At 59.4% G+C, this 17,381-nt stretch carries 27 protein-coding genes; 2 read left to right on the top strand and 25 right to left on the bottom strand.

Annotated features, from left to right (window positions below; all coding sequences use genetic code 11):
• The first annotated feature begins 9 nt into the window (after positions 1-9).
• Positions 10-1,566: a lysine--tRNA ligase gene (gene lysS, locus IPI58_07935; protein QQR68759.1), complete on the top strand. Its 1,557-nt coding sequence runs from the start codon at positions 10-12 to the stop codon at positions 1,564-1,566.
• A gap of 8 nt (positions 1,567-1,574) precedes the next feature.
• Here lysS and IPI58_07930 read toward each other — a convergent pair whose 3' ends face one another.
• The gene (locus tag IPI58_07930; GenBank protein QQR68758.1) at positions 1,575-1,853 is read right to left on the bottom strand and encodes a hypothetical protein; all 279 of its coding nucleotides are present in this window, start codon (positions 1,851-1,853) and stop codon (positions 1,575-1,577) included.
• 483 nt (positions 1,854-2,336) lie between these two features.
• On the opposite strand from IPI58_07930, the gene IPI58_07925 reads away from it, so the two are divergent.
• Positions 2,337-3,008 (top strand): XRE family transcriptional regulator, encoded by a 672-nt coding sequence (locus tag IPI58_07925; protein ID QQR68757.1) that lies wholly within the window; start codon positions 2,337-2,339, stop codon positions 3,006-3,008.
• Between the two features lie 319 nt (positions 3,009-3,327).
• On the opposite strand, the gene IPI58_07920 is transcribed toward IPI58_07925, so the two are convergent.
• The 24 genes from IPI58_07920 to fusA form a co-directional block, all read right to left on the bottom strand.
• On the bottom strand, positions 3,328-3,807 hold the full coding sequence (locus IPI58_07920) for a 50S ribosomal protein L15 (GenBank protein ID QQR68756.1): 480 nt from the start codon (positions 3,805-3,807) through the stop codon (positions 3,328-3,330).
• A gap of 50 nt (positions 3,808-3,857) precedes the next feature.
• Positions 3,858-4,073 (bottom strand): 50S ribosomal protein L30, encoded by a 216-nt coding sequence (gene rpmD / locus IPI58_07915; protein QQR68755.1) that lies wholly within the window; start codon positions 4,071-4,073, stop codon positions 3,858-3,860.
• A gap of 46 nt (positions 4,074-4,119) precedes the next feature.
• Positions 4,120-4,968, bottom strand: a complete 849-nt coding sequence (gene rpsE / locus IPI58_07910) for a 30S ribosomal protein S5 (GenBank protein QQR68754.1) — start codon at positions 4,966-4,968, stop codon at positions 4,120-4,122.
• A gap of 66 nt (positions 4,969-5,034) precedes the next feature.
• A complete protein-coding gene (gene rplR / locus IPI58_07905; protein ID QQR68753.1) occupies positions 5,035-5,409 on the bottom strand; it encodes a 50S ribosomal protein L18 in 375 nt (124 codons plus the stop codon).
• Between the two features lie 51 nt (positions 5,410-5,460).
• Complete coding sequence (rplF, locus tag IPI58_07900; GenBank protein ID QQR68752.1) at positions 5,461-5,994, bottom strand: 50S ribosomal protein L6; 534 nt, start codon at positions 5,992-5,994, stop codon at positions 5,461-5,463.
• Between the two features lie 20 nt (positions 5,995-6,014).
• The gene (rpsH, locus tag IPI58_07895) at positions 6,015-6,401 is read right to left on the bottom strand and encodes a 30S ribosomal protein S8 (protein QQR68751.1); all 387 of its coding nucleotides are present in this window, start codon (positions 6,399-6,401) and stop codon (positions 6,015-6,017) included.
• A 48-nt stretch (positions 6,402-6,449) separates the two neighbouring features.
• Positions 6,450-6,755 (bottom strand): 30S ribosomal protein S14, encoded by a 306-nt coding sequence (gene rpsN / locus IPI58_07890; protein ID QQR68750.1) that lies wholly within the window; start codon positions 6,753-6,755, stop codon positions 6,450-6,452.
• A gap of 26 nt (positions 6,756-6,781) precedes the next feature.
• Positions 6,782-7,462, bottom strand: coding sequence for a 50S ribosomal protein L5 (gene rplE, locus IPI58_07885; GenBank protein QQR68749.1), 681 nt, complete (start codon positions 7,460-7,462; stop codon positions 6,782-6,784).
• Complete coding sequence (rplX, locus tag IPI58_07880; GenBank protein QQR68748.1) at positions 7,459-7,776, bottom strand: 50S ribosomal protein L24; 318 nt, start codon at positions 7,774-7,776, stop codon at positions 7,459-7,461. Before rplX ends, rplE begins: the two co-directional genes overlap by 4 nt.
• Positions 7,777-7,778: 2 nt before the next feature.
• Positions 7,779-8,147, bottom strand: coding sequence for a 50S ribosomal protein L14 (gene rplN, locus IPI58_07875; GenBank protein ID QQR68747.1), 369 nt, complete (start codon positions 8,145-8,147; stop codon positions 7,779-7,781).
• A gap of 48 nt (positions 8,148-8,195) precedes the next feature.
• On the bottom strand, positions 8,196-8,450 hold the full coding sequence (gene rpsQ, locus IPI58_07870) for a 30S ribosomal protein S17 (protein ID QQR68746.1): 255 nt from the start codon (positions 8,448-8,450) through the stop codon (positions 8,196-8,198).
• 13 nt (positions 8,451-8,463) lie between these two features.
• Positions 8,464-8,691 carry a 50S ribosomal protein L29 gene (rpmC, locus tag IPI58_07865; GenBank protein QQR68745.1) on the bottom strand — a complete coding sequence of 76 codons (228 nt, stop codon included), beginning with the start codon at positions 8,689-8,691 and terminating at the stop codon, positions 8,464-8,466.
• A gap of 64 nt (positions 8,692-8,755) precedes the next feature.
• Entirely contained in the window at positions 8,756-9,172 is a 417-nt protein-coding gene (gene rplP / locus IPI58_07860) for a 50S ribosomal protein L16 (GenBank protein QQR68744.1), read from the bottom strand.
• A gap of 121 nt (positions 9,173-9,293) precedes the next feature.
• A complete protein-coding gene (rpsC, locus tag IPI58_07855; protein ID QQR68743.1) occupies positions 9,294-9,998 on the bottom strand; it encodes a 30S ribosomal protein S3 in 705 nt (234 codons plus the stop codon).
• A gap of 5 nt (positions 9,999-10,003) precedes the next feature.
• A complete protein-coding gene (gene rplV, locus IPI58_07850; GenBank protein QQR68742.1) occupies positions 10,004-10,510 on the bottom strand; it encodes a 50S ribosomal protein L22 in 507 nt (168 codons plus the stop codon).
• A 24-nt stretch (positions 10,511-10,534) separates the two neighbouring features.
• On the bottom strand, positions 10,535-10,813 hold the full coding sequence (gene rpsS / locus IPI58_07845; protein QQR68741.1) for a 30S ribosomal protein S19: 279 nt from the start codon (positions 10,811-10,813) through the stop codon (positions 10,535-10,537).
• A gap of 15 nt (positions 10,814-10,828) precedes the next feature.
• Positions 10,829-11,656: a 50S ribosomal protein L2 gene (rplB, locus tag IPI58_07840; protein QQR68740.1), complete on the bottom strand. Its 828-nt coding sequence runs from the start codon at positions 11,654-11,656 to the stop codon at positions 10,829-10,831.
• A 32-nt stretch (positions 11,657-11,688) separates the two neighbouring features.
• Positions 11,689-11,991 (bottom strand): 50S ribosomal protein L23, encoded by a 303-nt coding sequence (locus tag IPI58_07835; GenBank protein ID QQR70085.1) that lies wholly within the window; start codon positions 11,989-11,991, stop codon positions 11,689-11,691.
• A 42-nt stretch (positions 11,992-12,033) separates the two neighbouring features.
• Positions 12,034-12,258, bottom strand: a complete 225-nt coding sequence (locus tag IPI58_07830) for a hypothetical protein (protein ID QQR68739.1) — start codon at positions 12,256-12,258, stop codon at positions 12,034-12,036.
• Positions 12,255-12,875: a 50S ribosomal protein L4 gene (gene rplD, locus IPI58_07825; protein QQR68738.1), complete on the bottom strand. Its 621-nt coding sequence runs from the start codon at positions 12,873-12,875 to the stop codon at positions 12,255-12,257. The genes IPI58_07830 and rplD overlap by 4 nt, the downstream gene beginning before the upstream one ends.
• 24 nt (positions 12,876-12,899) lie before the next feature.
• The gene (rplC, locus tag IPI58_07820) at positions 12,900-13,583 is read right to left on the bottom strand and encodes a 50S ribosomal protein L3 (GenBank protein QQR68737.1); all 684 of its coding nucleotides are present in this window, start codon (positions 13,581-13,583) and stop codon (positions 12,900-12,902) included.
• A gap of 57 nt (positions 13,584-13,640) precedes the next feature.
• Positions 13,641-13,949 carry a 30S ribosomal protein S10 gene (gene rpsJ / locus IPI58_07815; GenBank protein QQR68736.1) on the bottom strand — a complete coding sequence of 103 codons (309 nt, stop codon included), beginning with the start codon at positions 13,947-13,949 and terminating at the stop codon, positions 13,641-13,643.
• Positions 13,950-13,982: 33 nt separating this feature from the next.
• A complete protein-coding gene (gene tuf / locus IPI58_07810) occupies positions 13,983-15,170 on the bottom strand; it encodes an elongation factor Tu (GenBank protein ID QQR68735.1) in 1,188 nt (395 codons plus the stop codon).
• Between the two features lie 102 nt (positions 15,171-15,272).
• A complete protein-coding gene (gene fusA, locus IPI58_07805) occupies positions 15,273-17,360 on the bottom strand; it encodes an elongation factor G (GenBank protein ID QQR68734.1) in 2,088 nt (695 codons plus the stop codon).
• Between the last annotated feature and the right edge of the window lie 21 nt (positions 17,361-17,381).

Raw genomic sequence — 17,381 nt, 5'->3', positions numbered from 1 at the left:
TATCATTTGATGACTGAGACTCCCGCCGCCGCGCAAGATTCCGCCGAGCATGACGCCGAATTGGCCAAGGCCAGTCAGGCCAAGCTGCATCATTACGACGCCTTGCGCGCGGCGAATATTCCTACATTCGTGCATATCTTTCGCCCTACGCATAAAGCGGGTGACTTACAAAAAGAGCATGAAGGCTTGGGCGCCGGCGAAACCACGCAGCAGGCTGTGCGCGTGGCGGGGCGTTTGCGCTCGGTGCGCAACAGCGGCATGTTTATGGATCTGGAAGACGCCAGCGGCAAGATTCAGATATTCACCTCGCTGAAGGATCCGACGCCCCGGCAAGTTCTGGACCTGCTGCCGCATCTGGATATGGGCGATATTGTGGGAGTAACGGGCAGCATACGCCGCACGCCGCGCGGGGAACTGACCATCGACACCCAGGGGCTGGAGCTTTTGACCAAGTCCTTGCGTCCTTTGCCCTCCAAGCATTACGGCCTGGCCGATGTGGAATTGCGCTATCGCAGCCGCGAGGCCGATCTGATCGCCAATGACCGCAGCCGCGACGTGTTTCGCATGCGCAGCCGTATCTTGCGCCATATCCGCCAGACGCTGGACGAAAAGGGGTTCTTAGAGGTCGAAACCCCCGTCTTACAGCCGATCCCCGGCGGCACCTCGGCCAAGCCCTTTGTGACGCATCACAACACGCTGGATATGGAGCTGTTCTTGCGCATCGCGCCCGAGCTGTATCTGAAGCGTCTGGTGATCGGTGGCCTTGCCGAAGGCGTCTATGAAATGGGCCGTCTGTTCCGCAACGAAGGAGTTTCGGTCAAGCACAATCCCGAATTCACGACGATCGAGATTTACCAAGCCTATGCCGACTACACCGACATGATGACCGTGACCGAAGAATTGGTCGCGGGCGCGGCCATGGCCCTACATGGCACCTATGTGCTGCCCTATGGCGAGAGGACTCTGGACTTCACCCCGCCCTGGCCGCGCCGCACGATGCTGGACTTGGTGACCGAGCATACAGGCCTGGACCTGGCCGCCTATCAGGACGATCCCGCCGCCGCGCGTGGGGCCGCCGCCAAGATCGGCGTGGGCGTCTCGCCCAAGGCCAATTGGGGCCAGGTGGTCGAGGCGGTATTCGGCGAAAAGGTGGAACACACCCTTATTCAGCCCACCCATGTGACGGATTTCCCCAAAGACATTTGCCCCTTGACCAAAACGCACCGCGCCAATCCGCGCTTGGCCGAGAGGTTCGAGAGCTATGCCAATGGCTGGGAGATGGCCAACGCCTATTCCGAGCTGAACGATCCGTTCGAGCAATTCTCGCGCTTTCAAGAGCAAGTCGCCCAGCGCGAAGCGGGGGACGACGAAGCGCAGTATATGGACGAAGATTATGTGATCGCCCTGGAATACGGCCTGCCGCCCACGGGCGGCCTGGGCATCGGCATCGATCGCATCGTGATGCTGTTGACCGACTCGCCCTCGATCCGCGAAGTCATCCTCTTTCCCACCTTACGCAGCCGCCCGGGCCGCGAGTCGCTGGTGCGGGGACGATTGGGCGGTTAGCGCGCCGCCTATCGCAATGGCCTGTCCCATATAGAGGGGGCTGGCTGTGCTTCATCGGAAAGCCCGGCCCCCAGGGGCATTCGGTCTTGTACAGAGAGGCTGGGATGTTCCTTGACCACCACATCCGGATCATACGCATCAATCTCAGCCACGCGGCACATCTCGCGGCGCGCATATTCGCACAAGGCCACCAATTCTTCATCCGGCGCATTCAAGAGGGCCTCGGCCCCGCCGACTTGATCCAATAATTTGCTGAGAAATGTTTTTGGGGCCGAGGGTTCATCCATCAGAGGTGCGCCTTCTGGGATCACTGAAATTTTGTAGCAGCCTTTCATCTCACTTTCTCCCTTTGTTGGCTCATTGACACCATGGGAATGGGCGTTGAAAACCGAATCCCGTGACCTTTCCCCGCTCGGCGCGGTCGATTTCGTCCAGGATGTGTTGCGTAGCGGCCGCTCCATAACGATCGAGAAGCCGGGCAACGAAAGCGCGTGTGAACGTCGAGTCTTCTTGAATCTCGGCTTCGGAATCGGTATCGTTACTTGGTAGCCAGTTATGGTTGTGTGCGGGTTTGGGCATAGCTTGTCACTCCCCAAAAACGTTGCCTGGAACCCTGAGGAATATTAAGTTCTATCCTCATTAAGGTCCAAAAAACCATGATAAGAAGTCTTTCTAACTTTTTATGCCAAAAACTACCAAATAAGTCAATGGTCTTCTTATTGTGGTCTTTTGGTATGGATTGCCGCAAGAAATCTGGTTAATTTGACGCGATGATATCCGCTGCCCAAATACGCGCCGCCAGGGGTTTTCTTGGTTGGAGCCAGGCTTATCTTGCCCAAAAAGCCGGGCTATCGAAATCCGTGCTGGTGAATGTGGAAGGCCGTCTAAACACACCACGCGAAAGCACTATTCTGTCTATCAAACAAGCTCTTGAGTCGGGCGGCGTCGAATTCAACCCCACCAATGGCGGGGTCCATATGCGTCAGCAAAATGTCTATGTTCTATCGGATAGCGATGGATATGTGCGCTTCAAGCAGATTGTGTTGGAAACCGCGACGGCCGAAGGCGGCGAAGTGCTCAGTAGTGGTGTGGATGAACGACAATTCACCCGTTGGTACAGCCCCGAACATGACAAAGCCTATATGGACGGCATGAAACGCCTGAAAAATGTGCGTGGAAAATTTCTGGTTCGAGAAGGCGACTATAATTTCATCGCCAGCGATTACGCGGAATACCGTTGGATCAGCAAACAGGATTTCAAGTCTGTGCCCTTTTATGTCGTCGGTGGAAAGCTGGCCATCATGCTGTTGGAAATGGAGCCGATGATCATCTTGATCGATATCCCCGCCGTTGCAGCCGCCTACCGCATACATTTCCATGCCATGTGGGAGCAAGCCAAGATCCCCCCACTGCGTACGACAAACACAGACACATCGCAGTAAAACTGTCTCCCAGCATAGCCCGCCTGGATAAAACTCGGGGGACAGGAGCAAGCCGCTGTGTCTTAAAAAGGAATCTGGATTCCGGTGATGAATGCCCGCATGCGCAAGCATGACTGGTTGAGAGGGTGGAATCAGAATAGGCGCAATAAGGCTTATTGTGCGCCTTCCTTCCTCTCCTCACGGGAGTCACCCTCGCGAAAGCGGGGGTCCATCTCCTATCCTCGCCGATGGCACTTTGGTTTAGAATAAAGTCCACACATGCACCCACCAAGGCTTCCGCTCTTTGCGAACAGTGCCTAGACTGAAGGCGCGAAGAAACCTATTCCGCCGCCTCAGCCTTCACGCCGGTAAGGGTGATCGAGCCGCCGGCTTTTTCCACGGCGGCTTTGGCGGCGGCGGTGGCACCGGCCAGGACCAGTTTGACCGCCGTCTTGATCTCACCCTTGGCCAGCAGGCGCACACCGTGCTTGGCACGACGGGCCAAGCCCACGCTGATCAAAGTCTGCGAGGTGATTTCTTTTTTGGCGTCCACCAGGCCGGATTCGATAGCCTCTTGCAAACGGCCCAAATTGACCTCGGCCAAGTCGCGAGCAAAGATGTTGCGGAAGCCGCGCTTGGGCAGACGGCGATGCAAGGGCATCTGGCCGCCTTCAAATCCCTTGATCGACACGCCGGTGCGGGCCTTTTGACCCTTCACGCCGCGACCGCAGGTCTTGCCCTTGCCCGAGCCGATGCCGCGCCCCAGAGCGAAGGGTTTGCGCCGCGCGCCTTTGTTATCTTTCAATTCATTCAGTTTCATTGTCGTCTCGCTCCGCGATGTCTTTGTGCCAGGATGCGCCAAGAAAAGGGTTACGCGCCCTTGGCTCCGCTTACCACTTCAACCAGATGATGCACCTTGGCGATCATGCCGCGCACCGCAGGCGTATCCTGCAAGTCGCGCTGCGCGCCGATGCGGCCCAATCCCAGGCCCGTCAGGGTCTGAGCCTGGCCGGGCTTACGGCCAGTGCCGCTTGCGATCTGCCGCACCGTCACCGTCTTGTCGCCACTGCTCTTTTTCCCGGTCATCCTTGGTCCCCTTACCTTCTCTTATTTTGCCGTTATTCCTGGCCGATTAAGCGGCTGCGCCCTTGGGAGCCGCCTCTTTGCCTTCGCCGACTTCGTCGGGACGACGGCCCAGGATATCGCTGACCTTCTTGCCACGGCGCGCCGCCACCAAACGGGGGCTTGAGACATTCGCCAAAGCATCGAAAGTCGCACGAACCATGTTGTGCGGATTCGAGCTGCCCACCGACTTGGCCACCACGTCATGGACGCCCAAGGCCTCGAACACCGCGCGCATAGGACCGCCCGCGATGATACCGGTACCACTGGGAGCCGTGCGCACCACCACCTTGCCCGAGCCGAAATGGCCGCGCGAGTCATGATGCAGCGTGCGACCATCGCGTAGCGGCACGCGCAACAAACGCGCGCGCGCGCTGGCCGTGGCCTTGCGAATGGCATCGGGCACTTCACGCGCCTTGCCGGTGCCGTGGCCGACACGGCCCTTGCCGTCGCCCACCACCACCAAAGCCGCAAAGTTAAAGCGCTTACCGCCCTTGACCACCGACGAGACGCGGTTGATGCTGACCAGCTTTTCGATCAGCTCTTCGCCTTCGCGGTTGTCGCGGTCGCGGTTCTCTCCATCGCGACGACGACGACCGCCGCCACCCTCGCGCCCATGACCGCCGCCGCCGCCTTCACGGCCGCCGCGACCATGACCATGGCCCTGACCGGCATGAGCCTCAGTCGCGCCTGCGCCTTCGCCGCCAGCCGATTTCTCGGCCGGTTTAGCGGCACCCGTCGCCGCGCCCGCAGGCTTGGAAGCCTTGCGTTCGGGCTTTTTGTCGCCGATCTTCTTCTCGGCGGGCTTGGCGGCTTTTTCGGACTTGCCGGCGTCTTTACTCTTGTCGTTGCTTGCCATGAGGCTTGTTCCCTTGCTGCGTCGTATCGTGAAGGCCTAGGCCCTCACACCGATTTCCGTTCCCGGTTAAAACTCCAGCCCGCCTTCGCGCGCCGCATCCGCCAGGGCCTTCACACGCCCATGATAGGGATGACCGCCGCGATCGAACGCCACCTGCTTGACATCGGCGGCCAAGGCGCGCTCGGCCACCAGCTTGCCCACGGCTGCCGCCGCGTCCTTATTGGCGCCGCTTTTCAGCGTATCCCTCAGATCCAAGGACGAGGCCGACGCCAAAGTCTGCTGCGTCCGGTCGTCAATGACCTGGGCATAGATGTTTCGGTCGGCGCGGAACACCGTCAGGCGTACACGAGCCTCTTGCGGCTTCGTCCGCCGCCGATGCGCCAGAACCTTGCGTACGCGAGACGCCCGACGTTGCCTTTGGACCGCTTTTCCACTGCTCATAACCTTATCCTCACCCTGTTCGCGCCCTCCGTTCAGGACGGCGCGCGTTGATTACTTCTTCTTGCCTTCCTTACGGCGGATGCGCTCACCCTCATAGTGGATGCCCTTGCCCTTGTAAGGCTCGGGAGGGCGCATGGAGCGGATTTCCGCCGCCACCTGCCCCACGCGCTGGCAATCGATGCCGCTGATGCTTAGCACCGTCGGCTTATCGGCCTTGATGGCGATGCCTTCGGGGATGGCGTAGCGCACTTCGTGGCTGTAGCCCAGCTGCAAGACCACTTCGTTCCCCTGCACCGCGGCGCGGTAACCGACACCGTCGATTTCCAGCACCTTGCGGAAGCCATCGGACACGCCCTTGACCATATTGGCCACCAGCGTGCGCGTGGTCGCCCACATGATGCGTCCGGCGCGAGAGGCGGTGCGCGGGGCAACCTTGACCCGGCCATCTTCCAGCGTGACGCCCACGTCGTCCATGACACTCATGGACAATACGCCCATCTTGCCCTTGGCGGAGACGCTTTGCCCCTTGATCTCGACCGTCACGCCAGACGGGACGGTGATCGCGTGTTTACCGATGCGTGACATGATCGCTCAACCCCGCCTTATCAATAGACTTTGCACAAGACTTCGCCGCCAACATTGGCGCTGCGCGCCTCGTTGTCCGACATCACACCGCGCGGCGTGGACAGGATGGAGATACCCAGCCCGTTGCTGACGCGCGGCAACTTTTTGATCGCGGCATAGACTCGCCGACCGGGCGTCGAAACGCGCTCGATCAACTGGATCGCGCCGCGACCCTCAAAGTATTTAGGCGTGATATGTAACTGGCCCTCCTCGTCCTCGTGCCAGCCGAGGATGTAGCCCTCGCGCTTGAGCACATCGAGCACGCTGCGGCGCAGCTTCGAGGACGGGCTGAGTACTTCCGCTTTGCGGGCCTTCTGGCCGTTGCGGATGCGTGTCAGCATATCGCCCAAGGGATCGCTTAATGCCATGTCCGTTTCCCTCTGATGTTCCTTGATCCCAACGTCATCTTCTTCACACTACCAGCTTGATTTCGTCACGCCGGGCAACATGCCGCGTTGTGCCAATTCGCGCAGCATGATGCGGCAAAGACGGAAGCGCCGGTAATAGCCTCTGGGCCGACCCGTCAGCTCACACCGGTTGCGCACGCGCACCGGGCTGCTGTTGCGGGGCAGCTGCGCCAATTTGACCTGAGCGGCGAACCGCTCTTCGATCGGCAAGGCGCGGTTGCTGATGATCGCCTTCAAACGCTTGCGGCGCGGTCCATAGGACTTGACCATGCGCTGACGGCGCTTGTTTTTCTCTACCGAGCTGAGTTTGGCCATGTTGGCTCCCTCTTCCTTTCAAACCGTCAATTCGAGAACGGCATGTCGAAGCCCTTAAGCAAGGCTTTGGCTTCGGCATCCGTCTTGGCGGTGGTCACAAAGATGATATCCATTCCGCGAACAGATTCCATCTTGTCATAGTCGATTTCCGGAAACACGATCTGCTCCTTCAGGCCCATGGCATAGTTGCCGCGACCGTCAAAGCTGCGCCCGGAAACCCCGCGAAAGTCGCGCACGCGCGGCAATGCGATATTGACCAGACGATCCAGAAACTCATACATCTTGCGGCTACGCAAGGTGACCTTGCAGCCAATGCCCATGCCTTCGCGCAGTTTGAAGGTCGCGATGGCCTTGTTGGCATGCGTGATCACGGGTTTTTGCCCCGCGATCAAGGCCAAATCGGCCACGGCTTGGGTCAGTCGCTTGCTATCGGCAGTCGCCCCGCCCACGCCCATATTGATGACGATCTTCTCAAGACGCGGCGCCTGCATGGCATTGCCATAGCCGAATTGCTCGATCAGGGCCGATTTGATGACCTGCTCATAGCGCAGCTGCAAGCGCGGCTTGCCGCTGGCATCCAACTGAACCGAAGGCTCGGCAGAGGCGGATTCCGACACAGCGGCGGCCTTGGTCTTGGCGGCGGCCGGTTTCTTGGCGGGCTTTGCAGCGGCCGCCTGGCCGGGCGTTGTTTCCTTGCTCTTGTTCATCGATCAATAACCTCACCTGAACGCTTGGCGACGCGCACCTTGCGCCCGTCTTCCAACTTTTTGAATCCAACCCGTGTCGGTTTGCCCGTCTTGGGATCCACCGGAGTGACCTTGGACGCATGCATCGGCGCTTCAACGCGCTTGATGCCGCCTGGATCCTTCCAGCTGGGGCGTGTGTGGCGCGAGACGACATTGATGCCCTGCACCACGACCCGATCTTCTTTCGGAATGACCCGGAGGACTTCGCCCACCCGGCCCTTATCCTTACCGGACAAAACGATCACCTTGTCCGATTTGCGAATACGCGCGGCCATGGTTACAGCACCTCCTGGGCCAACGAAATGACTTTCATAAAGCCCATGGCGCGCAATTCACGCACCACCGGGCCAAAGATACGCGTGCCGATCGGCTCGCCGTCCTTGTTAACCAACACCACGGCGTTGGTATCAAAGCGGATCAAGGTACCGTCGCCGCGCTTCTTACCTTTGCGCGTGCGTACGATCAAAGCCTTGTGCACCTCGCCTTTTTTGACGCGGCCACGCGGAATGGCATCTTTGATGGAGACGACGATAATGTCCCCCTCAGCAGCGTATCGACGCTTTGAGCCACCCAGCACCTTGATGCACATCACCTCGCGCGCGCCGCTGTTATCGGCCACATCTAGGTGGGTTTGCATCTGTATCATCGTATCGACTCCTTCACTATCCCTGCTCGTTCCATGAAGCCCTGGCCATCAAGCCTTGGCCGCCGACTCCATGTTGCCCTCGACCACCATCCAGCACTTCCGGCGCGACAGAGGACGACATTCTTCGATCGTCACCTTCTCGCCCTTTTTGTGAATGTTACCCTCGTCATGTGCGAGGTACTTCTTCGAGCGGGTCATGAACTTCTTGTACAAGGGATGGCGCACGCGGCGCTCGACCAAGACGGTTACGGTCTTGTCGGCGCTATCGCTAACGACGGTTCCTTGAAGCATGCGATGGGGCATGTGTTCGTTCCTCCTACTTGCTCTTGCCTGAACCGGTCGTCGCGGCTTCGCTGCGACGCTGGTTCTGGATCGTCAGGATGCGCGCGGCGGCGCGACGCGCCTCACGCACACGGGCCGTGTTCTTCAACTGGCCGGTGGCGCGTTGAAAGCGCAGATTCATGCTCTCGCGCCGCAGATCCTGCAGCTGGCCGGCCAGTTCCTTTTCGGATTTGGCCCGGGTATCGGCACCCTTGTCAGACATGTTGTTCAACTCCCTCAAACTCTCTTATTCATTCACGTCGTTTGACCTAAACTTACATCCGCACTCAATGTCCGCCTTCGCGGAACACAACGCGCGTCTTGATAGGCAATTTCGCGGCGGCCAAGGCAAAGGCCTCGCGCGCCACGGTCTCGGTCACCCCGTCCACCTCGAACATGATGCGTCCTGGATGCACGCGGCAGGCCCAGAATTCCGGGGCGCCCTTGCCCGAACCCATACGGACTTCAGCGGGTTTGCGCGAAACCGGCACATCCGGAAAAATGCGGATCCACACGCGGCCCTGGCGTTTCATGTGGCGGGTCAGGGCGCGACGCGCGGCCTCGATCTGACGCGCGGTGATACGCTCTGGCTCCACCGCCTTCAGGCCCACCGAGCCAAAGGCTAGGTCCGTGCCGCCCTTGGCCGCACCATGGATGCGCCCCTTATGGGCCTTACGGTATTTGGTCTTCTTCGGACTTAGCATGATCCATATCCGTTCATGTCGTTGTTCTCGATTGCTCGAGATTGAACCCAGGCCTTGCCCTGCGGCATCCGCCGCATATCACACATATAAAGGGCCACGATCCGGGTGTTCATTCGTGTTCTTAGCTCCTGTTGCCCTGTTCCTGGGCACGTTTTTCAACAGCCATCGGGTCATGCTCCAGGATTTCTCCCTTGAACACCCAGACCTTGACGCCGCATGCGCCGTAAGTCGTCTTGGCGGTGGCGGTGCCGTAATCGATATCGGCGCGCAGAGTCTGCAACGGCACGCGGCCTTCGCGGTACCATTCCGTGCGCGCGATTTCCGCGCCGCCCAGACGGCCACCGCAATTGACGCGAATGCCCAAAGCCCCCAAACGCATGGCCGATTGCACGGCCCGCTTCATGGCGCGACGAAAGGCGATGCGGCGTTCCAACTGGTTGGCGATGCCCTCGGCGATCAGACGCGCATCCAGCTCGGGCTTACGGATTTCCACCAGATTGAGGCTGATATCGTCCACTTCGGCCATCTTAGCCAGATCGGTGCGCAGCTTTTCGATATCCGCGCCCTTCTTGCCGATCACCACGCCCGGACGCGCGGAATAAACCGTCACGCGGGTCTTCTTGGCCGGACGCTCGATCACGATGCGGCTGATGCCGGCCTGGCTGCCCAGACGCTTTTCCAGCATTTGACGCAAGCGCAGATCTTTATGCAGCAATTCCCCGTAGGAAGCGGGCCCGAAGACGGACGACCGCTGCGGATGCCACCGGCTGTCCGGGCTACGGATCACACCAATGCGAAATCCAATGGGGTTAATCTTCTGTCCCATACCGTTCAGGCCCCCGCTTGCTGCTGTTGATCCGACGAAGCGTCGGCTGTCTTTTTATGCTCGGCCTTTTTGGCCTTGGGCGCGCCGGCATCGGCGCGGGCGGCGCGGCGACCGGACGCCTTGCGTCCCAAGCCGTTCTCGTCATCCTCTGCCGTCACGATGATGCGCAAATGGCTGTAGGGCTTTTCGATGCTCGCGCCACGACCGCGACCGCGCGCATGGAAACGCTTTAAGGCGAAGGCGCGACCGACACTAGCCTCGCTGACCACCAAACGATCGACGTCCAGTCCATGATTGTTCTCGGCATTGGCGATGGCCGACTGCAAAACCTTGCGCACCGTCTGCGCGATACGGCGACGGTTGAAGGCCAGAAGGTTCAACGCATGCGCGACATGCTGGCCGCGAATGCTGGCCGCCACCAGATTCAGCTTGCGCGGACTGCTGCGCAGCGCGTGGGCCACGGCAATAGCCTGGTCCTCGTCATGTGTGGGCAACGCCTTAGTCTTGCTCATCGAATATCCCCTTTATCCTTCACATCAGCCCTTTTTGGCTTTTTTGTCGCCGGCATGGCCTCGGAAGGTGCGCGTCAGCGAAAACTCACCGAATTTATGGCCGATCATGTTCTCATTCACCGCCACCGGGATGAACTCCTTGCCGTTGTGCACGCCAAAGGTCAAACCCACGAATTGCGGCAGGATGGTTGAACGCCGCGACCAAATACGGATGATCTCGTTGCGGCCCGAAGCCCGCACCTTCTCCGCCTTGGCCAGCAGATAACCATCCACAAACGGTCCCTTCCAAACTGAACGAGCCACGATGCGGCCTCCTTGCTACTTCTTGCGACGGCGGCGGATGATCATCCGATCCGCCTTCTTGTTGTTGCGAGTCTTCATACCCTTGGTGCACTTGCCCCACGGCGTCACAGGATGACGGCCGCCCGAGGTCTTGCCCTCGCCGCCGCCATGAGGGTGATCGACCGGGTTCATGGCCACGCCGCGCACGCTGGGGCGAACGCCCTTCCAACGATTACGACCGGCCTTGCCCAATTGAATATTGATCTGGTCGGGGTTGGACACCGCGCCGATCGTGGCCATGCATTCACCGCGCACGCGCCGCAATTCGCCCGAGGACAATTTGATCTGCGCATAGCCGCCGTCGCGACCGACCAGCTGCACATAAGTGCCCGCCGAACGCGCCATCTGGCCACCCGCGCCCGCCCGCAGCTCCACATTATGGACGATAGTGCCCACCGGGATGCTCTTCAGAGGCATGGCATTGCCGGGCTTGATATCGACCTTCTCGCCCGAGACCACCGTGTCGCCCACGGCCAAGCGCTGGGGCGCCAGGATGTAAGACAAAGTGCCATCCGTATAGCGGATCAAGGCGATCCAGGCAGTGCGATTGGGATCGTATTCCAAACGCTCGACCTTGGCCGACACGTTAAAGTGACGACGCTTGAAGTCCACCAGACGATAACGGCGCTTGTGTCCGCCGCCCTGGTGGCGCGTGGTGATGCGCCCCGTGTTGTTACGGCCGCCATGTGAGGACAAGCCTTCGGTCAAGCTCTTGACCGGGCCGCCCTTCCACAGGGTGCGACGATCCACCTGAACCAGCTGACGCAAGCCGGGCGATCTGGGGCTGTAGGTCTTTAATGCCATCTGTGCCTATCTCCTCTTATCCTCAAAGCCCGTCAGACGCCGGTGGCGACGTCGATGCTTTGGCCATCGGCCAAAGTGACAACCGCCTTCTTGCTGTCCGAACGGAAGATCTTGCGACCCTTGCGCGCCTTGGTCTTGCCCAGGCTCCGCAACGTGTTGACCGCCTCGACCTTGACCTTGAACACGGCCTCGACCGCGGCCTTGATCTGCGGCTTGCTGGCCGCCAAAGGCACACGGAAGACATACTGGCCGTTGCCACTGATCATGCTGCTCTTTTCCGTGATCACCGGCGACAGCAAGGTGCCAAAATGGACCGAGGAATCAGCCCCCGCCACTCTTTCCGGCTTGCTCCGGTGCAACCAACGACCGCTCATCTCTTAACTCTCCTGTCCACAGCGCAGCGCGCCGAATTCTACATGTTTAAGCGACTGAGGCCGCTGTACTGACACCTGTACTGACACCCTGGTTTTCCGCTCGACCACAATCGGTTTACCGACCAAATCATTACACACTTCGCTCATATTCAGCGGCGTACCACCCGGCCCGAACTTGATTTGCCCGGCAAAACTCCGTCGTTGTTCTTGCCGTCTTCGTTGCGTCATGCCAACCGCTCCTCGAGCTTGGCGACGGCCTCTTGGGTCAGAACCAAGGTATCGCGGCGCATGATGTCATACACATTCGCGCCTTGGGTGGGCAGAACATCCACGAAAGGTAGATTGCGCGCGGCCCGAACGAAATTATCGTCCAGCGTCGCGCCGCCCACGACCAACACCGACGACACGCCCATCTTTTCCAACTTACCGGCCAATTCCTTGGTCTTGTGATTGGGGACAGCGGCCTGATCCAGCACGATCAACTTGCCTTCGGCCTGCTTGGCGGACAACGCCATGCGCAAGGCCAAGGCGCGCACCTTCTTGGGCAGTTCGTGTTCATGGCTACGCACCACGGGTCCAAAGATCACCGCGCCCTTGCGGAATTGCGGCGAACGACGGCTGCCCTGACGTGCATGGCCGGTGCCCTTTTGAGCATGCGGCTTGCGCGTGGTGCCCGAGATATCCGCGATCGTCTTGGCTTTATGAGTGCCGGCGCGCGCCTTGGCTTGCTGCCACATGACCATGCGGAACAGGATGTCCCGGCGCGGCGTGACGGCAAAAACCGAGTCGGCCAAGTCCAGCTCGCCCACGGCATTGTTATCGATATTATGGATTTTGACCTTCATCGTAACGCTCCTTCAAGCCCTTTCTTACGCCGCTTTTTCCTTCAGCGCCGCCGGAAACGGCGCGCCTTCGGGCAATTTACGACGCACGGCATCCCGCACACGCACCCAGCTTTGTTCGGATCCGGGCACGTTGCCATGCACCAGAACCAAGCCGCGCTCGGCATCCACCGAGACGACCTTCAGATTTTGCGTGGTCACGCGCACATCGCCCATATGACCGGCCATCTTCTTGCCCTTGAACACCTTGCCCGGATCCTGACGGTTACCCGTGGAGCCGTGCGAACGGTGGGACAAGGACACGCCGTGCGTGGCGCGCAAACCCTTAAAGTTATGACGCTTCATGGCACCGGCAAAGCCGCGTCCGATGGATACGCCCGTGACATCCACATATTGGCCTTCGACGAAATGCGCGGCGCTGATTTCAGCCCCCACATCCAGCAAAGCCTCGGGCGTCACGCGAAATTCCACCAAACGGGTCTTCGGCTCGACCTTTGACTTGGCAAAGTGGCCGCGCAGAGCCTTGGTCATGTTCTTGACCTTGGGCATTCCCGCGCCAATCTGAAGAGCCGTATAGCCATCCTTCTCGGCCGTGCGAACGGCGACGACCTGGCAGGACTGCAGTTGCAGCACCGTCACCGGCACATGAGAACCATCGTCGCGAAAAACGCTGGTCATTCCGATCTTCTTGGCCAAAACACCTGTGCGCATAGCACGTCCCCTCAACTTTCCTGCTTCCTTGATGCCCTTTACGATCCGAAAACCGTGTTAGGCCTCGATCTCCACATCCACACCCGCGGCCAGATCCGTCTTCATCAACGCATCGATGGTTTGCGGCGTCGGCTCGAGAATATCGAGCAAACGCTTGTGTTCGCGAATCTCATATTGATTGCGCGCCTTTTTATCGACATGCGGGCTGGTGTTAACCGTAAACCGCTCGATATACAAAGGCATGGGAATCGGGCCACGCACACGCGCACCGGTACGCTTGGCCGTGCTGACGATCTCCCGCGCGGCCTGATCCAGGACGCGGTGATCGTAAGATTTCAGCCTGATGCGAATATGTTGCGTTTGCATGACCTGATTCCCTCTAGCCTTGATGTTACCGAACTATTCAATAACCTTAGTGACGACACCGGCGCCGACGGTGCGGCCGCCTTCGCGGATAGCGAAGCGCAAGCCTTCATCCATGGCGATCGGTTGGATCAACTTGATCTCCATCGACACGTTGTCGCCGGGCATCACCATTTCCGTACCCTCGGGCAGTGTCACTTCGCCCGTCACATCGGTGGTGCGGAAGTAGAACTGCGGACGGTAATTGGTGAAGAACGGCGTATGACGGCCACCCTCTTCCTTGTTCAGGATGTAGGCCTCGGCCTTGAAGCGCGTGTGCGGCGTGATGCTGCCGGGCTTGGCCAAGACTTGGCCGCGCTCGACATCTTCACGCTTGGTGCCGCGCAACAGCACGCCGACATTGTCGCCCGCCTCGCCTTGATCCAAGAGCTTGCGGAACATTTCAACGCCCGTGACCGTGGTCTTTTGAGTGGCCTTCAAACCGACGATCTCGATTTCATCGCCGACCTTCACAATGCCGCGCTCGCAACGCCCCGTCACCACGGTGCCGCGACCCGAGATCGAGAACACGTCCTCAATCGGCATCAAGAAGGGCTTCTCTTTGTCGCGCACAGGCTGGGGAATGTATTCGTCCACCGCCTTCAACAGCTCGACAATGGCTTGCTTGCCCAGCTTCTCGTCCTTGTCTTCCAAGGCGCACAGAGCCGAACCCTTGATGATGGGGATCTTGTCGCCGGGGAACTGGTAGGAGGTCAGCAGCTCGCGCACTTCCATCTCGACCAGCTCGGCCAGCTCGGGATCGGCCATATCCATCTTGTTCATGAAGACGACGATGGCGGGCACGCCGACCTGACGGGCCAGCAAGATATGCTCACGAGTCTGAGGCATGGGACCATCGGCAGCCGAGACCACCAGAATGGCACCATCCATCTGCGCCGCGCCGGTGATCATGTTCTTCACGTAATCGGCGTGGCCGGGGCAGTCCACATGGGCATAGTGGCGATTGGGAGTCTCGTATTCCACATGGGCCGTGTTGATGGTGATACCGCGCGCCTTCTCTTCCGGGGCGCTGTCGATAGAGCTGTAATCCTTGAACTCACCAAAGCCCAAGCTGTGCGACACCTTGGTGATCGCGGCGGTCAGCGTGGTCTTACCGTGGTCAACATGGCCGATGGTGCCGATGTTGATATGTGGCTTGTTGCGTTCGAATTTGGCCTTTGCCATGGTGATCTCCGTCGTTTCTCTCGAGTTGTTCCTGTGGGTTTCCCAGACCTGATTTCCTAGTGACCTGCTTTTCTCGTTTTACCGTTCCCTACCATCCCACACCTAGCGCGTCTTTTCACGGATTTCCGTGGCCAGATTCTGAGGCACCGGGTCATAGTGATGGAATTCCATCGAATAATTGGCGCGCCCTTGAGTCATCGAACGCAGCGTGTTGACATAGCCGAACATGCTGGACAAAGGCACCACCGAGTCGATCACACGCGCATTGCCGCGCTGATCCATACCCGTAATCTGTCCACGGCGGCTGTTCAGATCGCCGATCACATCGCCCATATAGTCTTCGGGCGTGACGACCTCGACCCGCATGACAGGCTCTAGCAACACGGGACCCGCCTTGGCGATGCCTTCTTTAAAGGCCGCGCGCGCGGCGATTTCGAACGCCAGCACCGAGGAGTCGACATCGTGATACGCGCCATCGACCAACTGGATCTTGAAATCGATGGTGGGGAAACCCGCCATGATGCCGTTGTTCTTGGCCGATTCCAGTCCTTTGACGACGCCGGGGATGAATTCCTTGGGAACCACGCCGCCCACGATCTTGCTTTCGAACAGAAAGCCCGCGCCGCGCTCTTGCGGCTCGAATACCAGAGTGATGCGCGCGAACTGGCCCGAACCGCCGCTTTGCTTCTTATGAGTATAGTCGATCTCGGCGCGGCGGGTGATGGTTTCACGATACGCCACCTGCGGCGCACCGACATTGGCCTCCACCTTGAATTCGCGTCGCATGCGATCGACGATGATTTCCAAGTGCAATTCGCCCATACCCTTGATGATCGTCTGGCCGCTTTCGTGATCCACCGACACGCGGAAGGACGGATCCTCTTGAGCCAAACGCTGCAAGGCGACGCCCATCTTTTCCTGGTCGGCCTTGGTCTTGGGTTCCACCGCGACCTCGATGACCGGATCGGGGAACTCCATGCGCTCAAGAATGATCGGCTTGGCCGTATCGCACAGCGTGTCGCCCGTCGTGGTGGATTTAAGCGCCGCGAAAGCCACGATATCGCCCGCATGGGCCTCTTTGATCTCTTCGCGGGTATTCGCATGCATCAACAACATGCGGCCCACGCGCTCGCGCTCATCCTTCACCGAATTCAGGATATAAGAGCCGCTTTGCACCGTGCCCGAATAAATGCGGGCAAAGCTCAGCGAGCCCACAAACGGATCGGTCATGATCTTGAACGCCAGCGCCGAGAACGGAGCCGCATCATCGACCGCACGGCTATCTTCATCCGTCGAGTCGGGACGAAGCCCCTTGACGGCTCCCCTATCCAAAGGTGACGGCAAGAATTCAACAACCGCGTCCAACAAAGGCTGTACACCCTTATTCTTGAACGCCGAGCCGCACAAAACGGGCACGAACTTAAAGGCAACCGTACCCTTACGGATACAGGCCTTCAACGTGTCCATCGAGGGCTCTTGACCGTTCAGATAGGCTTCCATCGCCGCATCGTCCATCTCGACAGCGGTTTCCACCAGCTGCGTGCGATAGCTTTGCGCTTTGTCCTTCAGATCGGCGGGGATCTCGGTTTCGTAGAATTCCGCGCCCAGGTTCTCATCCTTCCAGACGATCGCCTTCATCTTGACCAGATCGACGATGCCGACAAACTCGGACTCGGACCCGATGGGCAGCTGCACGACCAAAGGCACCGCGCCCAGGCGGCCCTTGATCATATCCACGCAGCGGTAAAAATTGGCGCCGATGCGGTCCATCTTGTTGACGAAGCACATACGCGGCACATGGTACTTATCGGCCTGACGCCACACGGTCTCAGACTGAGGCTCCACACCCGCCACGCCGTCGAACACCGTGACCGCGCCGTCCAGCACGCGCAACGAACGCTCGACCTCGATCGTGAAATCGACATGGCCGGGCGTATCGATGATGTTGATGCGATAGGATTGATCCGCCAGTTTCCAAAAAGTCGTGGTCGCCGCCGATGTAATGGTGATGCCGCGTTCCTGTTCCTGCTCCATCCAGTCCATGGTGGCGGTGCCTTCATGCACTTCGCCGATCTTATAGGACTTGCCGGTGTAGAACAGAATGCGTTCGGTCGTCGTCGTCTTACCCGCATCGATATGGGCCATGATGCCGATGTTGCGATAACGATCAAGGGGTGTGGTGCGTGCCATGATATAAAGCTCCTACTTCCC

This window comes from Alphaproteobacteria bacterium (assembly GCA_016699305.1).
Lineage (GTDB): Bacteria > Pseudomonadota > Alphaproteobacteria.
The sequence above is the reverse complement of the archived record's forward strand: the minus strand, read 5'-3'. Positions and strand labels throughout refer to the sequence as shown.